Source organism: Erwinia sp. Leaf53 (genome assembly GCF_001422605.1).
In the GTDB taxonomy this organism is placed as follows: domain Bacteria; phylum Pseudomonadota; class Gammaproteobacteria; order Enterobacterales; family Enterobacteriaceae; genus Erwinia.
In genome coordinates, this window is record NZ_LMLK01000004.1 from 128,564 (window position 1) to 150,361 (window position 21,798).

Below are 21,798 nucleotides of genomic sequence, written 5' to 3' on the forward strand. Positions count from 1 at the left end.
CATCACACCGGGATGACACCACTTTCTGCGGGGGATTTCGGCATAATTCTAGCGGTTATTGGCCCGTTGCTCAATCTATACGCAAAGACATTTAGATGTCCAGATGTATTGACGTCTATTGTGCCCCGCTTTACTCTATATGCCATCTTCTTCCCGACCTGCAGGAATATATGCACCATGACGCGTAAACAGGCAACTATCGCAGTACGTAGCGGTTTGAATGACGACGAGCAATATGGCTGCGTTGTCCCACCGATTCACCTCTCCAGTACGTATAACTTCACCGATTTTAACGAGCCGCGCGCCCATGACTATTCACGCCGCGGTAACCCGACCCGTGATGTGGTGCAGCGTGCGCTGGCCGATCTGGAAGGCGGTGCCGGTGCGGTAATGACCAATACCGGTATGTCGGCGATCCATCTGGTGACCACCGTATTCCTGCAGCCGGGTGACCTGCTGGTGGCACCGCACGACTGTTACGGCGGTAGCTATCGTCTGTTCGACAGCCTGAGCAAGCGCGGTGCTTATCGCGTGAAGTTCGTCGATCAGGGTGATGAAGCGGCCCTGCAGGCCGCGCTGGCGGAGAAGCCAAAGCTGGTGCTGGTGGAAAGCCCGAGCAACCCGCTGCTGCGCGTGGTGGATATTGCTGCGATCTGTAAAGCCGCGGCCGAGGCTGGCGCGATTAGCGTGGTGGATAACACCTTCCTCAGCCCGGCGCTGCAGAACCCGCTGGCGCTGGGCGCGGATCTGGTGATCCACTCCTGTACCAAGTACCTGAACGGCCACTCGGACGTGGTGGCGGGGGCGGTGATTGCCAAAGATCCAGAGCATGTTACTACGCTGGCCTGGTGGGCGAACAATATCGGCGTCACCGGTGCGGCGTTTGACAGCTATCTGCTGCTGCGCGGCCTGCGCACGCTGGCACCGCGTATCGCGGCAGCTCAGCGCAACGCGTTGGCGATTGTGGACTATCTGCAGCAGCAACCGCTGGTGAAAAAGTTGTATCATCCTTCTCTGCCGTCCAATGCAGGACATGAGTTTGCGGTGAAGCAGCAGAAAGGCTTCGGCGCGATGCTCAGTTTTGAGTTTGACGGTGATGAGGCGACGCTACGCCGCTTCCTGAAAGCGCTGGAACTGTTCACCCTGGCGGAGTCGCTGGGTGGCGTTGAGAGCCTGATCTCCCACACGGCGACCATGACCCACGCGGGTATGTCAGCCGAGGCGCGTGCGCAGGCCGGGATTTCCGAGTCGCTGCTGCGTATCTCCGTGGGGATTGAGGATCATGAAGATTTAATTGCCGATCTGGATAATGCCTTCCGGATTGCGGCCAAGAGGTAAGCATGAGTTATTCAGCAGGGGCAGGACGTTCACGTCAGTTACATAAGTTTGGCGGCAGCAGTCTGGCGGATGCAAAATGCTATCAGCGGGTGGCCGGGATTATGGCGGAATACAGCCAGCCGGGCGATCTGATGGTGGTGTCGGCGGCCGGCAGTACCACCAACCAGTTAATCAGCTGGTTAAAGCTGAGCCACAGCGATCGGCTGTCGGCCCATCAGGTACAGCAGGCGCTGCGTCGTTATCAAAGTGAACTGATTACCAGCCTGTTACCTGCTGAGATCGCCGAGCCGCTGACTGGCACCTTTATCCACGATCTGGAGCGGCTGGCCGCGCTGCTGGACGGCGAAATCAGTGAAGCGGTATATGCCGAAGTGGTTGGCCACGGTGAGATCTGGTCGGCGCGGCTGATGTCGGCGGTGCTCAACCAGCGCGATATTGAGTCCTCCTGGCTGGACGCCCGTGATTTTCTGCGTGCGGAGCGCGCCGCTCAGCCGCAGGTGGATGAAGCGAAATCCCTGCCGCTGCTGCAGCAACTGATGGCACAGCGCGGCTCGCACCGCCTGGTGGTGACCGGCTTTATCAGCCGCAGCGACGCCGGTGAAACGGTGCTGCTCGGGCGCAACGGCAGCGACTATTCGGCGACGCAGATCGGCGCGCTGGCCGGGGCCACGCGGGTGACCATCTGGAGTGACGTGGCCGGGGTGTACAGCGCCGACCCGCGTAAGGTGAAAGATGCCTGCCTGCTGCCGCTGCTGCGGCTGGACGAGGCCAGCGAGCTGGCGCGCCTGGCCGCGCCGGTGCTGCACACCCGCACCCTGCAGCCGGTGTCGGCCAGCAATATCGATTTACAGCTGCGCTGCAGCTATCAGCCGGAGCAGGGCTCGACCCGTATAGAGCGGGTGCTGGCGTCCGGCACCGGTGCGCGCATCGTCACCAGCCATGATGACGTCTGCCTGATTGAGTTCCAGGTGCCGCCGCAGCACGACTTTGCCATTCTGCATAAAGAGATCGACCAGCTGCTGAAGCGCGCCCAGGTGCGCCCGCTGGCGACCGGTATCCATCCCGATCGCAACCTGCTGCAGCTGTGCTACACCTCGGAAGTGGTTAACAGCGCGCTGACGCTGCTGCAGGATGCCGGGTTACCGGGACGCCTGCAGCTGCGTGACGGTATGGCGCTGGTGGCGATGGTCGGGGCCGGCGTCTGCCGTAATCCGCTGCACAGCCACCGTTTCTGGCAGCAGATGAAAGACCAGCCGGTAGAGTTTATCTGGCAGTCTGAGGAGGGGATCAGCCTGGTGGCGGTGCTGCGCGTTGGCCCAACCGAACACCTTATCCGCGGGCTGCATCAGACGCTGTTCCGCGCCGAGAAGCAGGTCGGGCTGGTGCTGTTTGGTAAAGGCAACATCGGCTCACGCTGGCTGGAGCTGTTCGCCCGCGAGCAGGAGACGCTGTCGGCGCGTACCGGCTTTGAATTTGTGCTGGCCGGGGTGGTGGACAGCCGCCGCAGCCTGCTTAACTACGCGGGGCTGGACGCCAGCCGCGCACTGGCGTTCTTTGAGACTGAGTCCGAGGCGCTGGATCAGGAGTCGCTGTTCCTGTGGATGCGTGCACACCCGTTCGACGACCTGGTGGTGCTGGACGTGACCGCCAGTGAGACGCTGGCGGCACAGTACCTGGATTTTGCCAGCTACGGTTTCCACGTGATCGGTGCCAATAAGGTGGCCGGGGCGGCCAGCGGCATTGACTACCGTCAAATCCGCGATGCCTTTGCCAAGACCGGACGCCACTGGCTGTATAACGCCACCGTCGGTGCCGGGCTGCCGGTCAACCACACGGTGCGCGATCTGCGCGAAAGCGGCGACAGTATTCTGTCGATCAGCGGTATTTTCTCCGGCACGCTGTCGTGGCTGTTCCTGCAGTTTGACGGTTCGGTGCCCTTTACCGAGCTGGTGGACCAGGCCTGGCAGCAGGGGCTGACCGAGCCCGATCCGCGCGTCGACCTCTCCGGTCAGGACGTGATGCGCAAGCTGGTGATTCTGGCGCGTGAAGCGGGCTACGATATTGAACCGGGCCAGGTGCGCGTTGAATCGCTGGTGCCGGAGGGCTGCCAGGCCGGCACCGCCGACGACTTCTTCGAAAACAGCGACGTGCTCAACGAGCAGATGCTGCAGCGCTATGAAGCGGCGCAGGAGCTGGGGCTGGTGCTGCGCTACGTGGCGCGCTTCGATGCTAACGGCAAGGCGCGCGTCGGCGTGGAAGCGGTACGCCCGGACCACGCGCTGGCCGCGCTGCTGCCGTGTGACAACGTGTTTGCCATCGAGAGCCGCTGGTATCGCGATAACCCGCTGGTGATCCGCGGGCCGGGTGCCGGCCGTGACGTCACCGCCGGGGCGATTCAGTCCGATCTCAATCGCCTGGCTCAGCTGCTGTAATCTGCCCGTTGCGGCCGGTATTTCGATGATGCGTGCCGGGCGGCCTGCCCGGCCTGTGAATCTGTTGCGACAACCGACGGGACAGGTTCACAGGCATTAACGCCTGCCACAGGCAGTCTCTCAGCGTTTTGACTGACTGCTACCGTTGTTTGTCCTGCCTCACGGTTTTTTGGTCCGCCTGCCTGCATCATGAGAATCCTTCAACCTGCCTGAGAATTCGTCACTGCCTTTACGCATTTAGCTGTTGACTGAATAACCAGATTCCGTCATTTTGAATGTCTGGACGTCTGAATGGATAGACGTTTGTCGGGCAATATTTGTTCTGCAGCGATCGATGAGGATAACAGGTATGAGTTTTTTCCATGCAAATCAGCGCGAAGCACTGAATCAGAATCTGGCCGAGATTAACGGACAGATTAATGTCTCGTTTGAATTCTTTCCGCCGCGCACCACTGAAATGGAAGAAACCCTGTGGAGCTCGATCGATCGCCTGAGCAGCCTGAAGCCGAAATTTGTCTCGGTGACCTACGGTGCCAACTCCGGCGAGCGCGACCGTACCCACAGCATCATCAAAGGCATCAAGGATCGCACCGGGCTGGAAGCGGCACCGCACCTGACCTGCATCGACGCCAGCCGCGATGAGCTGCGCGCGATTGCCAGCGATTACTGGAGTAACGGCATCCGTCATATCGTGGCGCTGCGCGGCGATCTGCCGCCGGGTGCCGGCAAGCCGGAAATGTACGGGGCCGATCTGGTCTCGCTGCTGAAGGAGGTCGGGGATTTCGATATCTCGGTGGCGGCTTACCCGGAAGTGCACCCGGAAGCCAGAAGCGCCCAGGCTGACCTGATCAACCTCAGGCGTAAAATCGATGCCGGGGCGAGCCGCGCCATCACCCAGTTCTTCTTCGACGTCGAGAGCTACCTGCGCTTCCGCGACCGCTGCGTGGCGGCGGGTATCGACGCGGAGATCGTGCCGGGCATTCTGCCGGTCTCCAACTTTAAGCAGCTGCAGCGTTTCGCCGCCATGACCAACGTGCGCGTGCCGGGCTGGATGACGCAGATGTTTGAAGGGCTGGATAACGATCCGGAAACGCGCAAGATGGTCGGTGCCAACGTGGCGATGGATATGGTCAGGATCCTCAGCCGTGAAGGGGTGAAGGACTTTCACTTTTACACCCTGAACCGCGCCGAGCTGAGCTACGCCATCTGCCATACGCTGGGCGTACGGCCGAACACGGCGGTAGCGGCATCCTGACCGCCCGTTAGCGAGCGACGAAAACAAAAAAAGGACGCGCAAGCGTCCTTTTTTGCTGATGGTATCCGTTGCCTAGCCGGTGTTACGCATGCCCGCCGCCACGCCGGCGATGGTGACCATCAGCGCCTGCTCGATGCGCGCGTCCGGTTCGCCGGCCTCTTCCAGCTGGCGTGAACGGTGCAGCAGTTCAGCCTGCAGCACGTTCAGCGGATCGGTGTAGACGTTACGCAGCGCAATGGACTCGGCGATCCACGGCTGGTCGGCCATCAGATGTGAGTCGTTGGCGATGGTCAGCACCGCGTTGATGTCCGAGTCCAGCTGGTCGCGCAGCTGTTTACCCAGCGGCCACAGGGATTTGTCCACCAGGCGCTGATCGTAGTACTCCGCCAGCCACAGGTCGGCTTTCGAGTAGACCATCTCCAGCATGCCGATGCGGGTGGAAAAGAACGGCCAGTCGCGGCACATCACTTCCAGCCGATCCTGATGGCCGTCGGCCATCGCTTTCTGCAGCGCGGCACCGGCGCCCAGCCAGGCCGGCAGCATCAGGCGGTTCTGCGTCCAGGCGAAGATCCACGGAATGGCGCGCAGCGACTCGACGCCGCCGGTCGGGCGGCGCTTGGCCGGGCGGGAACCCAGCGGCAGCTTGGCCAGCTCCAGCTCCGGGGTGGCTGAGCGGAAGTAGGGCACGAAGTCGTCATGTTCGCGCACGTAGCCGCGGTACATCCTGCAGGAGACCTCCGACAGCTGCGCCATCACCTGACGCCACTCGTCTTTTGGCTGCGGCGGCGGCAGCAGGTTGGCTTCAAGAATGGCACCGGTATACAGCGCCAGGCTGCTGATGGTCACTTCCGGCAGGCCGAACTTAAAGCGGATCATCTCGCCCTGTTCGGTGACGCGCAGGCCACCCTTCAGGCTGCCCGGGGGCTGTGACAGCAGCGCGGCGTGCGCCGGTGCGCCACCGCGGCCGATGCTGCCGCCGCGTCCGTGGAACAGGGTCAGGGTAATCCCGGCCTGCTCACAGGTGTTAATCAGTTTTTCCTGCGCTTCATACTGCGCCCAGCTGGCGGCCATTACGCCGGCATCTTTCGCCGAGTCGGAGTAGCCAATCATCACCATCTGTTTGCCCTGAATCAGGCCGCGGTACCAGTCGATGTTCAGCAGCTGGCCCATTACCTCGTTGGCGTTGTTCAGGTCGTCGAGGGTTTCAAACAGCGGTGCCACCGGCATCGCGTAAGGAATACCGGCTTCTTTCAGCAGCAGATGCACCGCCAGCACGTCGGACGGCGTTTTCGCCATTGAGATCACGTAGGCGGCGATCGAGCCCTGCGGCACTTCGGCGGCGACGCGGCAGGTATCCAGCACTTCCTGGGTATCGGCGGTCGGCTCCCACTTCAGCGGCGTCAGCGGGCGCTTGGAGTTCAGTTCGCGGATCAGGAACGCCTGCTTGTCGGCTTCTGACCAGCTTTCGTAGTCGCCGAGACCCAGGTAGCGGGTAATTTCGGCGATCGCCTGGGTGTGACGGGTGCTCTCCTGACGCAGGTCAATGCGCACCAGCGGCACGCCGAAGCACTTCACGCGGCGCAGGGTATCGAGCAGCTGGCCGTTGGCGATGATACCCATGCCACAGGCCTGCAGCGACTGGAAACAGGTGTAGAGCGGGTCCCACAGCTGGTCGTTGGAGATCAGCAGGTCGGCCGGGCGCGGCAGGCGCTCGCCCTTCAGGCGGCGGGCCAGGTAGGCCTGGGTGCTCATCAGCTGGCCGCGCAGGTTTTTCATGATCTCTCGGTACGGCTCCAGCGCCTCCGGATTACCGCACAGCTCGCGGACTTCCGGAGTACATTCGGACATCGACAGCTCGGAGACCAGCACGGCGATATCGCGCAGGAACAGGTCGCAGGCTTTCCAGCGGCTCAGCTGCAGCACGTGGCGGGTGACGGTGGCGGTCACGTTCGGGTTGCCGTCACGGTCGCCTCCCATCCACGAGGTAAATTTCACCGGCACGAAATCGACCGGCAGGGTGTAGCCGAAGGAGGCTTCCACCTGCTCGTCCAGCTCGCGCAGGAACTGCGGCACGCCGTCCCACAGGCTGTTTTCCACTACCGCAAAGCCCCACTTGGCTTCATCGACCGGGGTCGGGCGGTATTTACGAATTTCATCGGTGTGCCAGGCCTGGGCAACCAGCTGACGCAGGCGGCGCATGATCTTGCCGCGATCGTAGTCGGACAGGTCGTTGTGATCGAGCTGCTTCAGGCAGCTGTTCACTTCCACCAGTTTATGAATCAGGGTGCGACGGGTGATCTCCGTCGGGTGAGCGGTCAGCACCAGTTCCAGCGACAGGGATTCCACCGCCTGGCGAACGTCCGCTTCCGTCAGGTCCGGCTGCTGTTTCAGACGCGCAAAGGTCTGTGCCAGCACCTGCGGATTATTGGCCCCTTCGCCGTTGGGTGAAATAGTGTGGTACTGCTCGGCCACGTTGGTCAGGTTAAGGAACTGGCTGAAGGCGCGGGCTACCGGCAGCAGCTCATCGTTGGACAAGTTTTGCAGCGTGGTCAGCAGCGCCTGACGGTCGGCGTCATTTCCCGCACGCGATGACTTGGAAAGCTTACGGATGGTCTCCACCCGTTCCAGGATGTTCTCTCCCAGTGCATCCTTGATAGTATCCCCGAGCAGTTTGCCGAGCATACTGACGTTACTACGCATTGCGGAATATTGTTCGTTCATATGACCCCTGACACCCTTTTTCTTATCTGTAACTTTATTTCACCCTTGTGGGCATAACTTAGTCTTTTATCTAGCCACGTTAAGAACCTTTCGTCAATTGACTTAAATAGGTGATAACGTGCCGCTAAATAGCGGTAATTTATGAAATTTAATTACAGCGAAGCGGGATAAGTTATTCTTATCGACCGGAATAATACAATTCGGGGGCAATGCGCTGTTTTTGCAGCTGATTACCCCATTTTTCACTCAGTGATAGCAGAAATGATGGACCACCTGGCTAATCAGCGCGCGGGTCGGTTTAATAAAAGCGGTGTCGAGATATTCATCCGGCTGATGCGCCTGGTTGATCGATCCCGGGCCCAGCACCAGCGTCGGGCACAGCTGCTGAATAAACGGGGCCTCGGTGCAGTAGTTAACCACTTCGGTCTGCACGCCCAGCAGTTTCTCCACCACCTGCACCAGCTGATGGTCAGGCGGGCACTCGTAGCCCGGGATCGGCGGGTGCATCTCACCGACGGTGAGTCGGCCCGGCCAGCGGGCGCTGACCGGCTCCAGCGCCTCCTGCAGTAAGCCATCCAGATCGCTCAGCGTCAGCCCCGGCAGCGGGCGAATATCCATATGCAGTTCGCAACAGGCGCAGATGCGGTTTGGCGCATCGCCGCCGATGATGTGACCAAAGTTCATGGTCGGGTAGGGGATGGCAAAACCGTCGTGGTGATAGCGCTCTTTCAGGGTGTTGCGCAGGCCCATCAGCTGGGTGATTGACTCGTGCATCAGTTCAATGGCGTTGACGCCGCGTGCCGGATCGCTGGAGTGGCCGGACTGGCCCTGGATGCGGATCGCTTTGGAGAGGTGGCCCTTGTGGGCGCGCACCGGCTTCAGCGAGGTCGGTTCGCCGATGATCGCGCAGTCCGGACGAATCGCGGTGGTGCTGGCGAAGTACATCGCGCCGGCCATTGAGGTCTCTTCATCGGCGGTGGCGAGGATATAGAGCGGCTTTTTAAGCTGAGACACCTCAACGTCACGCAGGCTGTCTAAGATGAAGGCGAAGAAGCCTTTCATATCGGCGGTGCCCAGCCCGTAGAGCTTATTATCATGTTCGGTAAGGGTGAACGGATCGCGCGTCCAGCGGCCATCGTCGAACGGTACGGTGTCGGTATGGCCGGCCAGCAGCAGGCCGCCGGCACCGTCACCGCTCTTTGCCAGCAGGTTGAATTTATTGCGCGTGCCGGGCACCGGCTGGACCTCGGTGGTGAAGCCCAGGTCACGGAACCAGCCTGCCAGCAAATTGATTAAAGTCTGATTACTCTGATCGAGGGCGATATCCGTAGCGCTGATCGAGGGCGTGGCAATCAGCTGGCGGTATAGTTCGATAAAAGGGGGTAATTTTGTCTTCACTGTTGCCGGTCCTTGAGTTAGGATAGTGTCAATATTCATGCAGTAATAGTGAATAAAAATACATTAACCACCTGCAGATGGAAACCGATAATTTATCGCCAGCCGCAGCCGTTGAACAGGCGTTTCAGTGCAACCGGAACGCAGACACCCACAGAGAGCGAGTTACGTTGATGACCAGTCCGTTAATTATCAAGTTAGGTGGCGTATTGCTGGACAGCGAAGAGGCGTTGACGCGCCTGTTTGATGCCCTGGTCAGCTACCGTAGCACGCATCAGCGTCCGTTGCTGATCGTTCACGGTGGTGGCTGCCTGGTTGATGAGCTGATGAGCAAGCTGTCGCTGCCGGTGAAAAAGAAAAACGGCCTGCGGGTGACCCCGGCCGACCAGATTGACATCATTACCGGCGCGCTGGCGGGCACCGCCAATAAAACGCTGCTGGCCTGGTCAACAAAACATGGCATTCCTGCTGTTGGCCTCTGCCTGGGCGACGGTAACAGTGTTAAGGTGGCACAGTTTGATGATGAACTGGGGCACGTGGGCCAGGCGTCGGCGGGCTCGCCGCTGCTGATTAACACTCTGCTCAGCGCCGGCTTCCTGCCGGTGGTCAGCTCGATCGGTATTACCGCGGATGGCCTGCTGATGAACGTCAACGCCGACCAGGCGGCCACCGCGCTGGCGGCCACGCTGGGTGCCGATCTGGTGCTGCTGTCGGACGTGAGCGGCATCCTCGACGCGGACAAGCAGCGTATCCCTGAGATGACGGCGACAAAAGCGGAAAAACTGATCGCTGACGGCGTGATCACCGACGGAATGATTGTTAAAGTCAATGCAGCACTGGATGCCGCCCGCACGCTGGGCCGTCCGGTCGATATTGCCAGCTGGCGCCATGCGGAACAGCTGCCAGATTTGTTTAACGGTGTGTCCATCGGCACCCGGATCCTCGCTTAACTATTAACTGTCCCGAGTATTTCATGCTGCAGCAAGGCGGCGATGGAACGAATCCCCGGGAGCTTAGTTTACTAAGTGACCGGGGTGAGTGAGTGAAGCCAACGCAGCTGCAGCGTGAAAGACGAAGGGAAGATCAAGGAATTATCATGCAAGACAAGAGCATCAAGAAAATCGTACTGGCTTACTCCGGCGGCCTGGATACCTCGGCGATCATTCCCTGGCTGAAAGAGAACTACGGCGGCTGTGAAGTGGTGGCGTTTGTGGCGGATATTGGCCAGGATCCAAAAGATCTGGAAGGCGTTGAGCAGAAAGCGCTGCAGTCCGGTGCTTCTGAGTGCCACGTGGTGGATCTGCGTGAAGAGTTTATCAGCGAGTACGTTTATCCGGTGCTGCAGACCGGTGCACTGTATGAAGGCACCTACCTGCTGGGTACCTCAATGGCGCGCCCAATCATCGCCAAAGCCCAGGTTGAGCTGGCGCTGAAGGTCGGTGCTGATGCCCTGTGCCACGGCGCGACCGGTAAAGGTAACGACCAGGTGCGTTTCGAAACCACCTACACCGCGCTGGCTCCACAGTTGAAAGTAGTTGCGCCATGGCGTGAGTGGAACCTGCGTTCCCGTGAAGCGCTGCTCGACTACCTGAAAGAGCGCAATATCCCGACCACCGCGTCGCTGGAAAAAATCTACAGCCGTGATGAGAACGCCTGGCACATCTCTACCGAAGGCGGCGTGCTGGAAAGCCCGTGGAATGCCCCGAACAAAGACTGCTGGGTGTGGACCGTCGATCCGCTGGAAGCACCGGACCAGCCTGAGCAGGTCACCGTTTCCGTAGAGAAAGGCCGCGTGGTTGCCGTTAACGGCGAAGCGCTGAGCCCGTTTGGCTGCCTGGACAAGCTGAACGCCATCGGTGCGCGTCACGGCGTGGGCCGCATCGATATCGTGGAAAACCGTCTGGTGGGCATCAAATCCCGCGGCTGCTACGAAACCCCTGGCGGCACCATCATGGTTAACGCGCTGCGTGCGGTAGAGCAGCTGGTTCTGGACCGTGACAGCTTCAAATGGCGCGAGCAGCTGGGCCTGGAGATGTCTTATGTGGTTTACGACGGCCGCTGGTTTGCGCCGCTGCGTAAATCCATCCAGGCCTCTGCCGAAGCGCTGGCGGAAGAAGTAAACGGTGAAGTGGTGCTGCAGCTCTACAAAGGCCAGGTCACCGCGATTCAGAAGAAATCGGCTAACAGCCTCTACTCTGAAGAGTTCGCCACCTTCGGCGAAGACGAAGTGTACGATCACCGTCACGCGGGCGGCTTTATCCGTCTGTTCTCCCTCTCTTCACGCATCCGCGCGCTGAACGAGAAGAAGTAATCCTGCGGGCGGGCATGTCCCGCCCTGCCGAATACCATCAGGGGCGGCGTCGGCCGCCCCTGTCATATGAATTGAATGGAGCACTGCACATGGCACTTTGGGGTGGACGGTTCACACAGGCAGCCGATCGGCGTTTTAAACTGTTTAATGACTCACTGCGCTTTGACTATCGTCTGGCAGAACAGGACATTATCGGCTCCGTGGCCTGGTCCAAAGCGCTGGTGACGGTCAACGTATTAACCGCAGACGAGCAGCAGCAGCTGGAAAGCGCGCTGAACGTGCTGCTGGAAGAGGTGCGCGCTAATCCGGAGCAGATTCTGGAGAGCGACGCCGAAGATATTCACAGCTGGGTGGAAGGCAAGCTGATCGACAAGGTCGGCGCGCTGGGTAAAAAACTCCACACCGGCCGTAGCCGTAATGACCAGGTCGCTACCGACCTGAAGCTGTGGTGCAAACTGCAGGTGGGCGAGCTGCTGGCCGCCACCCGCCAGTTCCAGCAGGCGCTGGTTGCCACTGCCGAAGCTAACCAGGACGCGGTGATGCCGGGTTATACCCACCTGCAGCGCGCGCAGCCGGTGACCTTTGCCCACTGGTGCCTGGCCTACGTGGAGATGCTGGCGCGCGATGAGAGCCGCCTGCAGGATACCCTGAAGCGCCTCGACGTCAGCCCGCTGGGCTGCGGCGCGCTGGCGGGTACCGCCTATGAGATCGACCGCGAGCAGCTGGCCGGCTGGCTGGGCTTCGCCTCCGCCACCCGTAACAGCCTTGATACCGTCTCCGACCGTGACCACGTGCTGGAGCTGCTGTCTGACGCCTCGATCGGCATGATCCACCTGTCGCGTTTTGCCGAAGATCTGATCTTCTTCAACACCGGTGAAGCGGGCTTCGTTGAGCTGTCGGATAAAGTCACTTCCGGCTCGTCGCTGATGCCGCAGAAGAAAAACCCGGACGCGCTGGAGCTGATCCGCGGTAAAGCCGGCCGCGTGCAGGGCGCGCTGACCGCGATGAGCATGACGCTGAAGGGCCTGCCGCTGGCGTACAATAAAGATATGCAGGAAGACAAGGAAGGGCTGTTTGACGCGCTCGACACCTGGTTTGACTGCCTGCAGATGGCTACCCTGGTGCTGGACGGCATTCAGGTGAAGCGTCCGCGCTGCCAGGAAGCGGCCGAACAGGGCTACGCCAACTCCACCGAGCTGGCGGATTACCTGGTCGCCAAAGGCGTACCGTTCCGTGAAGCGCACCATATCGTCGGTGAGGCGGTGGTGGAAGCCATTGCTCAGGGCGTGGCGCTGGAAGCGCTGTCGCTGGCCGACCTGCAGAAGTTCAGCAGCGTGATTGGCGATGACGTCTATCCGGTGCTGGCGCTGCAGTCGTGCCTCGACAAGCGTAACGCGCAGGGCGGCGTATCACCGCAGCAGGTGGCTGCGGCCGTCGCGCACGCTAAACAGCGCCTGGCGTAAATAAAAAAGGCGGGCCTGCTGGCCCGCCTGGTCACTTCTTTTTTATTTTCTTACTGCAGACATTGCCGTGCGTTCGCCCTTATGCGGCGAAATACTGCTCTAAATCATCGCTGCCGCCGATATGGCGCCCACCGATAAACACCTGCGGCACGGTCGCCCGGCCGGTCACGGCACGCAGGCTGACGGTGGTTGCATCCTGACCCAGCACGATCTCTTCAAACTTAATGCCGCGATCGAGCAGCATCTGCTTGGCTTTGGCGCAGAAAGGGCAGCCCGGCTTGCTGAACAGGGAAACCGACTCCTGCACCTTAAACTCGGGCGCCACGTAGCGCAGCATGGTGTCGGCATCCGACACTTCAAACGGGTCGCCCGGCTTGTTAGGCTCAACGAACATCTTCTCCACCACGCCGTTGCGCACCAGCATTGAGTAACGCCATGAGCGTGGACCAAAGCCGATCTCGGCTTTCTCGACCAGCATCTCCATACCGCGGGTGAAGTCGCCGTTGCCGTCCGGGATGAAGGTGATGTTATCCGCGCGCTGGTCGGCTTTCCATGCGTTCATCACAAAGGTGTCGTTGACCGACACGCAGAGAATGCTGTCCACGCCGTGTGTTTTAAACACCTCTGACAGCTCGTTATAGCGCGGCAGATGGCTGGATGAACAGGTTGGGGTAAAGGCACCCGGCAGGGAAAAGACGATCACCGTTTTATCTTTAAACAGCTCGTCAGTGGTAACGTCGACCCAGCTGTCGCCCTGACGTGTATGAAAAGTAACCTGCGGGACGGACTGACCTTCCTGACTTGCAAACATAAAGAACCTCTTGTTTAACGCGGTTGACGTGGCGTTTCGTTGGAATGCGCACATTATTGTCAATGCGGCTTGATAGGGCTAATCGTTGATTGCTATGCTATCTATCGTCACGAGCTATCGTGGAAATGGAGAATTGAATGAATATTCGCGATCTTGAGTACCTGGTTGCGCTGGCTGAACACCGCCACTTCCGCCGGGCGGCGGATGCCTGCCACGTCAGCCAGCCGACGCTGAGCGGACAGATCCGCAAGCTGGAAGATGAGCTGGGCGTGATGCTGCTGGAACGCACCAGCCGCAAGGTGCTGTTCACCCAGGCCGGCCTGCTGCTGGTGGACCAGGCCCGCACCGTGCTGCGGGAAGTCAAAGTCCTGAAAGAGATGGCCAGCCAGCAGGGCGAGGCGATGTCCGGGCCGCTGCATATCGGCCTGATCCCCACCGTTGGCCCCTATCTGCTGCCGCAGATTATTCCGTCGCTGCACAAGACGTTTCCAAAGCTGGAGATGTACCTGCACGAGGCGCAGACCCAGCAGCTGCTGGCGCAGCTGGACAGCGGCAAGCTCGACTGTGCGATTCTGGCGCTGGTCAAAGAGTCAGAGGCGTTTATTGAAGTGCCGCTGTTCGACGAGCCGATGAAGCTGGCGGTCTATCAGGATCACCCGTGGCGCGATCGCGATCGGGTGCCGATGTCGGACCTGGCCGGTGAAAAGCTGCTGATGCTGGAAGATGGCCACTGCCTGCGCGATCAGGCAATGGGCTTCTGCTTCCAGGCGGGAGCGGATGAAGATACCCATTTTCGCGCCACCAGTCTGGAGACCTTACGCAATATGGTGGCGGCGGGAAGCGGCATTACGCTGCTGCCTGCGCTGGCGGTACCGAAGGAGCGCGTACGTGACGGCGTCTGCTATCTGACGTGCTATAAGCCGGAACCACAGCGCACCATTGCGCTGGTGTATCGTCCGGGTTCACCCCTGCGCGGCCGCTATGAGCAGCTGGCAGAGGCGATCCGTGAACATATGCAGGGTGTAATGGCGGGCAGTTTAAAATAAGCGGTTCAGGCCGTTCAGTGCGGCAACCCGGTAGGCTTCAGCCATGGTCGGGTAGTTAAAGGTGGTATTCACAAAGTACTCAATGGTGTTACCACCGTTTTTCTGTTCCATAATCGCCTGGCCGATATGAATAATCTCGGCGGCGCGCTCGCCAAAGCAGTGAATGCCGAGGATCTCTTTGGTTTCGCGGTGGAACAGAATTTTCAGGCTGCCGACGTTCATCCCGACGATCTGCGCGCGTGCCAGGTGTTTGAACTGCGCACGGCCCACTTCGTAAGGCACCTTCATGGCGGTCAGCTGCTGTTCGGTTTTACCGACCGAGCTGATCTCCGGAATGGTGTAGATGCCGGTCGGAATATCTTCGATCAGATGGGCGGTCGCCTCACCTTTTACCAGCGCCTGCGCGGCAATACGGCCCTGATCGTAAGCGGCTGATGCCAGGCTCGGGTAGCCGATCACGTCGCCGACCGCGTAGATATGCGGCTGTGCGGTCTGATACATGCTGTTGACCTTTAACAGGCCACGGCCGTCTGCTTCCAGCCCGACGTTTTCCAGCCCCAGCGAATCCGTGTTACCGGTGCGGCCGTTCGCGTACAGCAGGCAGTCTGCCTTCAGCTTCTTGCCAGACTTCAGGTGCATGATCACCCCGTCGCTGACTGCCTCAATCTTCTCAAACTCTTCGTTGTGACGGATCACCACGCCGTTGTTCCAGAAGTGATAGGAGAGCGAGTCTGACATCTCCTGATCGAGAAACGCCAGCAGGCGATCGCGGGTGTTGATCAGGTCAACCTTGACGTTCAGGCCGCGGAAAATTGACGCATATTCACAGCCGATCACCCCGGCACCGTAGATAATCACGTGGCCCGGTTCATGGTGCAGGTTGAGGATCGAATCGCTGTCGTAAACGCGCGGGTGGCTGAAGTCGACGTCCGGTGGATGATACGGGCGCGACCCGCAGGCGATGACAAACTTCGCGGCCGTCAGCTGTTCAACGCTGCCGTCGTGACTCTCTACCGCAATGGTGTTGGCATCGATAAAGCGGGCGTCGCCCTGGAACAGTTCGCAGCGGTTGCGCTCATAGAAGCCCTGACGCATGCGGGTCTGCTGGCTGATGACGCTTTCGGTGTGGTTAAGGATGTCGGCAAAAGAGGAGCGCAGAAGACGTGAGTGGTCGCTGTACAGGGGGTTCTGGTTGAACTCGATGATACGGCTCACGGCGTGGCGCAGGGCTTTCGACGGGATGGTTCCCCAGTGGGTACATCCGCCGCCGATATTATGATAGCGCTCGATCACCGCGACTCGTGCGCCCTGTTTCACCAGCCCCATGGCGGCACCTTCACCCCCCGGACCGGAACCAATAATAATCGCGTCGTAATCATAAGACTGTGGCATAGCGATACGTCCTATTTCTTATACAATTTTACAACGAGATTCTAACATCTTGTGAGCGACTTCCCAATTCCACGCGCATTTTTTGCCATTTTTTTGGTAACAACCCGCTTAACAGGCGTTCACAAAGTTTGACCGCCTGTACGCTGAAATTTTTGCTATAGTGCCTGTCCGGCAGGTCTAACAGGCACAATCATGGGCGTCAGAGCGCAGCAAAAAGAACGTACACGGCGGTCACTTATTGAAGCGGCATTCAGCCAGCTCAGTGCCGAGCGTAGCTTCGCCAGCCTGAGCCTGCGCGAAGTGGCCAGGGAAGCCGGCATCGCCCCAACGTCATTCTATCGTCATTTTCGTGATGTAGATGAGTTAGGGCTGACCATGGTTGATGAGAGTGGCCTGATGTTGCGCCAGCTGATGCGTCAGGCGCGTCAGCGTATCGCCAAAGGGGGCAGCGTAATCCGCACCTCGGTGGCAACATTTATGGAATTTATCGGCAATAATCCAAACGCCTTTCGCCTGCTGTTGCGGGAGCGTTCCGGCACCTCGGCGGCGTTTCGTGCCGCGGTAGCGCGTGAAATTCAGCATTTTATCGCCGAGCTCGCCGATTACCTCGAGGTGGAAAACCGCATGCCGCGCAGCTTTACCGAAGCGCAGGCCGAGGCGATGGTGATTATCGTCTTTAACGCCGGTGCCGAAGCGCTGGATATTGATGCCGGGCAGCGTCGGCAGCTGGAAGAGCGGCTGGTGCTGCAGCTGCGGATGATCTCCAAAGGGGCTTACTACTGGTATCGCCGCGAGCAGGAGAAACTGGCGGTGACGCTTGAATCTAAAGAGTGAAGGGGAAAGGCAATGAGTTTAGCTCCACAACGCGATAAAGGGACGCTGCTGCTGGCGTTTATCACCGGACTTTCAATCAACGGCACCTTTATGGCGCTGTTCAGCTCTGTCGTTCCGTTCACCGTTTTCCCGCTGATTGCCCTGGCGCTGGCGGCCTGGTGCCTGCATCAGCGCTACCTGAACCGTGCGATGCCTGAAGGGATGCCGTCGCTGGCCGCTGCCTTCTTCCTGCTGGGGATCCTGCTGTATAGCGCGGTAGTGCGTGCTCAGTACCCGGATATTGGTTCGAACTTTATTCCGACCATCCTGATGGTGGTGGTGGTGTTCTGGATCGCCATGCGGGTGAAGAAGGCGCCACACTCCTGACGATCGGGTGGCGGCAAGGGTTGTCGCCACACGCTTCTCCCGCTGCCTGACACATCTTATCGTGCAGTTATATCACCCGAGCCTGGCTGGTAGCGGGCCGGTCAGTCCGGCCTGCACAGGCAATTAACGGCGCGTCAGCAGCACGCCGCACTCCATATGATGGGTGTACGGGAACTGGTCAAAAAGCGCCAGCCGGCTGACGTCGTGGGTGGCCGACAGCGTGGCGAGGTTATCGCACAGCGTCTGCGGGTTGCATGAGATGTACAGAATGCGCGGATAGGCCTGCACCATCTTCACCGTCTCTTCATCCAGCCCGCTGCGCGGCGGATCGACAAAAATCGTTTCACACTCGTAGCTCTGCAGATCGATGCCTTCCAGCCGGTTAAAGCTGCGCTCGCCGTTCATGGCCTGGGTAAACTCTTCTGCCGCCATGCGGATAATCTGCACGTTGTCGATCTGGTTGACGGCGATATTGTACTGGGCCGAGGCGACCGACGGCTTGGCGATCTCGGTCGCCAGCACCCGACGGAAGTTGCGCGCCAGCGCCAGTGAGAAATTGCCGTTGCCGCAGTACAGCTCCAGCAGATCGCCGCTGGCGTTACGTGTGGTATCCAGCGCCCACTCGAGCATTTTCACGTTTACCGCCGCGTTGGGCTGGGTAAAGCTGTTCTCGACCTGACGATAAATCATCTCCTGGCCGTCAATGGTCAGCCGCTCGTCCACGTAGTCACGGTCAAGGCAGATCTTGGTTTTGGTGGCGCGGCCAATCAGCTGCAGATCAAAGCCCTCTGCCCGCAGCGTGTCGCGCAGTGCGGTAGCCGCCTGCTGCCACTCGTCGTCCAGCTTGCGGTGATAGAGCAGCGACACCACGATCTGCCCGCTGGTCGTGGAGAGATAATCAATCTGGAACAGCTTGAAGCGCAGCACGCGCATGTCGCGCACCGCGTCCAGCAGACGGGTCATCATGCGGTTGATCAGCTCGCTGGCCGCCGGGAAGCTGTCCACGCGGATGCGCTGGCGGGTCTGCTGATCGAAGATAATGTGGTAGAGGTCGTCGCCATCGTGCCAGATACGAAACTCCGCGCGCATCCGGTAGTGGCTGACCGGGGAACGGAAGACTTCCACCTCAGGGGCGCTGAACGGTGCCAGCATTGACGTCAGTCGCGCCACCTTTTCGGCAAGTTGATCTTCGTACTGTTCAGTGGGCAGCTGTTCGGGCGTCATGGTTTTTCCTGAATATTAAGCGGAGAGTGCCCGGCGATTGTAGGGATTCCACATCTCATGTCCAGCACTGTGCACTTTTTGCCAGTATGGATTTCTGGATGTCTGGACATCCAATTTCTTTAAACTTAAAATGCGTTTACCGGCCTCATCCCGAGTTAAAAGGGAATCCAGTGCAAACCTGGAGCTGACGCGCAGCGGTATAGAATGTCATGGCAATCGCGCAAGCAGACACTGTCTTCGGATGGGAAGTCTTTGCCTGTAAACGACTCTGAGCCCGAAGACCTGCCGGATTAACGTCGCATTACTACGATTATCGCGTGCTATCAATCGTAGGCCTGCGGCATCCTGCTGGAATTTTGGATGCTCTCATAATGAATAAGATGAATAAATCGCTGTTTGCCTTTAGCGCAACGGCGCTTGCGCTCTGGGCGCAGTATGGCTATGCACAGGAAAGCCGTGAAGCGGAACAGGTGGTAACGGCGAACCGTTTTGAACAGCCGGTCTCTTCGGTGCTGGCCCCCACTACTGTGGTGACCAGAGAACAGATTGATCGCTGGCAGTCGAAAACGCTGACTGACGTGATGCGCCGCTTACCGGGCGTTGATATTGCTCAGAACGGCGGTATGGGCCAGCAGAGCTCGCTGTTTATTCGGGGTACTAACTCTAACCATGTTCTGGTGCTGATTGACGGTATTCGTCTTAACCAGGCGGGGATCAGCGGCGCGTCCGATCTGAGCCAGATCCCGATTTCGCTGGTACAACGTATCGAATATGTGCGCGGTGCGCGGTCAGCGGTATATGGCTCCGATGCCATTGGTGGTGTGGTTAATATCATCACCGGGCGTGATAAACCGGGCACTACGCTGAACGCTGGGGTGGGTTCAAAAGGCTATCAGTCCTATGACGGTTCAACTCAGCAGAGACTGGGTGAGGATACCCTGCTGACGCTGGCGGGCAGTTACACCTATACCAAGGGGTATGATGTCGTTGCGGGTCTGCCAGATTCATCCGGTAATCCGGCGCAGCCAGACCGCGATGGCTATATGAGTAAATCACTGTATGGTGCAGTGGATCATCAGTTTAATGACGAGTTCAGCGGTTTCATTCGTGGCTATGGTTTTGATAACCGCACGGGCTACGATGGTTATCTCACCTATAACAGTGACTACACCCAGGTGATCGGAATACCCGATACTCGCCAGCTCTACAGTCAGAGTTGGGATACCGGGCTGCGTTTCAATCGCGGCATCTACTCTTCACAGCTCATCGCCAGCTACAGCCACACTAAAGACCTTAACTTTGATCCTGCAAAAGGCCGCTATGGTCCGGCCTCAACGCTGGATGATGTCGAGCAATATAACCTTCAGTGGGGCAATACTCTCGCCGTGGGCTACGGTACGGTCAGCGGCGGCGTTGACTGGCAGAAGCAGACTTCAGAGCCGGGTACTAACTATGTGACGGCCGGACAGGAACAGCGCAATACGGGTATTTACGCCACTACGCAGCAGAAGCTGGGTAACGTAACGCTGGAAGGAGCCGTGCGCGGTGATGATAATAACGCCTTCGGCTGGCATAATACCTGGCAGAGCAGCGCGGCCTGGGAGTTTGTTGACGGCTACAGCGTGTTTGCTTCTTACGGTACCGCATTCAAGGCACCGAACCTGAATCAGGTATATAGCGAGAGTTACGGCAATCGCTCCCTGCAACCTGAGAAAAGTAAGCAGTGGGAAGGGGGCTTCGAAGGGTTAAGCGGGCCGGTAAACTGGCGTTTGTCCGGTTATCGTAACGACATTGACGACCTGATTAACTTTGACTCCACTTCGCATTACAGCAATATCAATAAAGCACGCATCAAAGGGGTCGAAGCAACGGCGTCATTTGATACGGGCTCTCTGGCGCATACGCTCTCTTATGATTATCTCGATCCGCGTAATGCAGTGACGAATGAAGTCCTGGCGCGTCGGGCTAAGCAGCAGGTGAAATACCAGCTGGACTGGAGCGCGGCTGAGTTTGACTGGTCCCTGACCTGGCAGTACCTCGGTCAGCGCTATGACACTGATTACAGCGTTTACCCAAGTCCGCGCGTGAAAATGGGCGGTGTGAGCCTGTGGGATCTCGCGGTTTCGTATCCGGTCACATCCCATCTCACCGTTCGTGGTAGAATTGCCAACCTGTTCGATAAAGATTACGAGACAGCGTATGGCTATGAAACCCCTGGACGGGAATACTACCTCAGCGGCAGCTACAACTTCTAAACCGCGCCCCACCGTGCTGGTTTTTGACTCCGGCGTCGGTGGGCTTTCAGTCTATGATGAGATCCGCAAGCTGTTGCCGGATCTTCATTATCTCTACGCTTTCGATAACGTTGCCTTTCCTTATGGTGAGAAGTCGGAAGAGTTTATCGTTGAACGGGTCGTCGCTATCGTTGAGGCGGTGACCCGCCTTTATCCCCTGGCACTGGTGGTGATTGCCTGTAACTCAGCGAGCACCGTCACCCTGCCTGCCTTACGCGAACGTTTCGAATTCCCGGTGGTGGGCGTGGTACCTGCTATTAAGCCGGCGGCGCGTCTGACCCGGAACGGCATCGTCGGCCTGCTGGCTACGCGCGGCACCGTGAAGCGTCCTTATACTCATGAGCTGGTGGCGCGCTTTGCCAGTGAATGCAAAACCGAAATGCTTGGCTCGGCAGAGCTGGTGGAACTGGCCGAAGCCAAACTGCACGGTCAGCCGGTAGCTACAGAAGAAGTGAGACGTATTCTGCAGCCGTGGCTGCGTATGAAGGAGCCGCCGGACACGGTGGTGCTGGGCTGCACGCACTTCCCACTGATTAGTGAAGAACTGCAGCAGGTGCTGCCGGAAGGGACGCGGCTGATTGACTCCGGCGCGGCGATTGCCCGCCGTACCGTCTGGTTACTGGAGAATGAAGCGCCGGAGGCGTTATCGTCCGGTGAGAACATCGCTTTTTGTATGGCGATCACCGAGCAGGCTGTACAATTAATGCCCGTTTTGCAGCGTTATGGCTTTGGGAAGCTCGAAAAACTGTCACTTTCAGCGGTTTCAGAGTAAAAAAGCAGCGCTCAGAAAATTATTTGCAAATAGCCCTTGTCAGCCTCCAGAAAATCCCTATACTGCGCCTCCACTGACACGGAACAACGGCTTACGAGTCACCGGGTCAGGAGCTTCAGGTAACTGAAGCGACAGAGAAAAATC

At 59.0% G+C, this 21,798-nt stretch carries 16 protein-coding genes and 1 riboswitch; of the genes, 11 read left to right on the plus strand and 5 right to left on the minus strand.

The features are described 5' to 3' along the window. The first annotated feature begins 177 nt into the window (after positions 1 to 177). The 3 genes from metB to metF all read left to right on the plus strand — a co-directional run bounded on the left by metB (position 178) and on the right by metF (position 5,025). Entirely contained in the window at positions 178 to 1,338 is a 1,161-nt protein-coding gene (metB, locus tag ASF13_RS06245; RefSeq protein WP_056233707.1) for a cystathionine gamma-synthase, read from the plus strand. A gap of 2 nt (positions 1,339 to 1,340) precedes the next feature. Next, on the plus strand, positions 1,341 to 3,770 hold the full coding sequence (locus ASF13_RS06250) for a bifunctional aspartate kinase/homoserine dehydrogenase II (RefSeq protein WP_056233709.1): 2,430 nt from the start codon (positions 1,341 to 1,343) through the stop codon (positions 3,768 to 3,770). A gap of 349 nt (positions 3,771 to 4,119) precedes the next feature. Then, the gene (gene metF, locus ASF13_RS06255; RefSeq protein WP_056233711.1) at positions 4,120 to 5,025 is read left to right on the plus strand and encodes a methylenetetrahydrofolate reductase; all 906 of its coding nucleotides are present in this window, start codon (positions 4,120 to 4,122) and stop codon (positions 5,023 to 5,025) included. A gap of 72 nt (positions 5,026 to 5,097) precedes the next feature. Here the strand turns inward: metF and ppc are convergent, their stop codons facing one another. Together ppc and argE are read right to left on the minus strand one after the other, a co-directional pair. After that, on the minus strand, positions 5,098 to 7,746 hold the full coding sequence (gene ppc / locus ASF13_RS06260) for a phosphoenolpyruvate carboxylase (RefSeq protein ID WP_056233714.1): 2,649 nt from the start codon (positions 7,744 to 7,746) through the stop codon (positions 5,098 to 5,100). A 246-nt stretch (positions 7,747 to 7,992) separates the two neighbouring features. Continuing rightward, positions 7,993 to 9,144 (minus strand): acetylornithine deacetylase, encoded by a 1,152-nt coding sequence (gene argE, locus ASF13_RS06265; RefSeq protein ID WP_056233716.1) that lies wholly within the window; start codon positions 9,142 to 9,144, stop codon positions 7,993 to 7,995. A 170-nt stretch (positions 9,145 to 9,314) separates the two neighbouring features. Here argE and argB point away from each other — a divergent pair, with 170 nt between their 5' ends. The 3 genes from argB (at position 9,315) to argH (ending at position 12,915) form a co-directional block, all read left to right on the plus strand. After that, complete coding sequence (gene argB, locus ASF13_RS06270; protein WP_056233717.1) at positions 9,315 to 10,091, plus strand: acetylglutamate kinase; 777 nt, start codon at positions 9,315 to 9,317, stop codon at positions 10,089 to 10,091. Between the two features lie 146 nt (positions 10,092 to 10,237). After that, a complete protein-coding gene (locus tag ASF13_RS06275; RefSeq protein WP_056233718.1) occupies positions 10,238 to 11,452 on the plus strand; it encodes an argininosuccinate synthase in 1,215 nt (404 codons plus the stop codon). 89 nt (positions 11,453 to 11,541) lie between these two features. Continuing rightward, positions 11,542 to 12,915: an argininosuccinate lyase gene (argH, locus tag ASF13_RS06280; RefSeq protein ID WP_056233719.1), complete on the plus strand. Its 1,374-nt coding sequence runs from the start codon at positions 11,542 to 11,544 to the stop codon at positions 12,913 to 12,915. Between the two features lie 79 nt (positions 12,916 to 12,994). Here argH and ASF13_RS06285 read toward each other — a convergent pair whose 3' ends face one another. Beyond that, positions 12,995 to 13,726: a glutathione peroxidase gene (locus tag ASF13_RS06285; protein ID WP_056233721.1), complete on the minus strand. Its 732-nt coding sequence runs from the start codon at positions 13,724 to 13,726 to the stop codon at positions 12,995 to 12,997. Positions 13,727 to 13,863: 137 nt separating this feature from the next. On the opposite strand from ASF13_RS06285, the gene oxyR reads away from it, so the two are divergent. Continuing rightward, positions 13,864 to 14,772, plus strand: coding sequence for a DNA-binding transcriptional regulator OxyR (oxyR, locus tag ASF13_RS06290; RefSeq protein ID WP_056233725.1), 909 nt, complete (start codon positions 13,864 to 13,866; stop codon positions 14,770 to 14,772). Here oxyR and sthA read toward each other — a convergent pair. After that, positions 14,764 to 16,164, minus strand: a complete 1,401-nt coding sequence (sthA, locus tag ASF13_RS06295) for a Si-specific NAD(P)(+) transhydrogenase (RefSeq protein WP_056233727.1) — start codon at positions 16,162 to 16,164, stop codon at positions 14,764 to 14,766. The two genes, oxyR and sthA, sit on opposite strands and share 9 nt — an antisense overlap. 192 nt (positions 16,165 to 16,356) lie before the next feature. Here sthA and fabR point away from each other — a divergent pair, with 192 nt between their 5' ends. Then, complete coding sequence (gene fabR / locus ASF13_RS06300; protein WP_056233729.1) at positions 16,357 to 16,998, plus strand: HTH-type transcriptional repressor FabR; 642 nt, start codon at positions 16,357 to 16,359, stop codon at positions 16,996 to 16,998. Positions 16,999 to 17,010: 12 nt separating this feature from the next. Next, complete coding sequence (locus tag ASF13_RS06305; RefSeq protein WP_056233731.1) at positions 17,011 to 17,364, plus strand: YijD family membrane protein; 354 nt, start codon at positions 17,011 to 17,013, stop codon at positions 17,362 to 17,364. A gap of 123 nt (positions 17,365 to 17,487) precedes the next feature. Here the strand turns inward: ASF13_RS06305 and trmA are convergent, their stop codons facing one another. Then, positions 17,488 to 18,588 carry a tRNA (uridine(54)-C5)-methyltransferase TrmA gene (trmA, locus tag ASF13_RS06310; RefSeq protein ID WP_056233733.1) on the minus strand — a complete coding sequence of 367 codons (1,101 nt, stop codon included), beginning with the start codon at positions 18,586 to 18,588 and terminating at the stop codon, positions 17,488 to 17,490. 123 nt (positions 18,589 to 18,711) lie between these two features. Further along, positions 18,712 to 18,893: riboswitch (cobalamin riboswitch) on the plus strand. 66 nt (positions 18,894 to 18,959) lie between these two features. Between trmA and btuB the strand changes: the two genes are divergently transcribed. Then, the gene (gene btuB, locus ASF13_RS06315; RefSeq protein WP_056233735.1) at positions 18,960 to 20,843 is read left to right on the plus strand and encodes a TonB-dependent vitamin B12 receptor BtuB; all 1,884 of its coding nucleotides are present in this window, start codon (positions 18,960 to 18,962) and stop codon (positions 20,841 to 20,843) included. Continuing rightward, positions 20,788 to 21,654, plus strand: a complete 867-nt coding sequence (murI, locus tag ASF13_RS06320; protein ID WP_072166311.1) for a glutamate racemase — start codon at positions 20,788 to 20,790, stop codon at positions 21,652 to 21,654. Before btuB ends, murI begins: the two co-directional genes overlap by 56 nt. Positions 21,655 to 21,798: the final 144 nt, after the last annotated feature.